The organism is Thiolapillus sp., from assembly GCF_048562965.1.
Classification (GTDB): Bacteria; Pseudomonadota; Gammaproteobacteria; order Chromatiales; family Chromatiaceae; genus Thiolapillus; species Thiolapillus brandeum_A.
On the sequence record NZ_JBHNMF010001347.1, the window covers coordinates 1 to 684 of the forward strand.

Here is a 684-nt window from a genome sequence, read left to right on the forward strand (position 1 = left end):
ACGCCGGGAAAACAGTGCGGCCTCGCGGCTACTGGGGTCTACCAGCCTTCGCTTCGCTCTCCATGGCTGGCAGCGCTGGATCAGCGCCAGGATGGCCTAGCCCGCATCGCTCACCGATCCCTTGGTTCCGGCGTTTTTGGGCGCCGGGACGTGGCCAAGATAGCCCGATAGCCCATTTCTCGTGCCAAGGTACTCGCCAAGAGGAAGAGATTCTCGTGTTTTTCGCTCTCTCAGGAGCTCTGGAGGATGTTTTTTTGACAGAACAGACGCACCAGTCCCTCAGCACCCAGGACTGATTCTTTGAGTCGATGTTGTTGGGGACGGAAGAACCCTATCCAGGCGGCGACCAAGCAGGATGCTGCTTGAGATTGGCCAGGATCTGAGCAATATCACTGGCGTAGGGATACGCTTCCGAGAAGGACAGCCAGACTTTGCGTGCTGTCAGGCGCAGACGGGCGCCGATTTTCAGCAGCTTCAGACGGATCGTCGTGCTCTGGGCCTTGGCGAACGCCGTACCGGTCAGCCCCAGCCGGCGCAGGCCATGCAGCAGGACATAGGCAAAGGAAGAGAAGTACAGCCGCAGTTGGTTCGCCCGCAGGGTGGCACTGCTGGTGCGATCGGCGAACAGTCCCAGTTGCTGCTCCTTGATCCGATTTTGTTCGGCGCATCCCTGCGCCTCACCCC

At 60.1% G+C, this 684-nt stretch carries 1 protein-coding gene; it reads right to left on the reverse strand.

What is annotated here, in order from left to right; translation table 11 throughout:
- Positions 1–331: 331 nt before the first annotated feature.
- On the reverse strand, positions 332–684 hold a 353-nt coding region (locus ACOCD2_RS24235), incomplete at its 5' end, for a transposase (protein WP_293681813.1).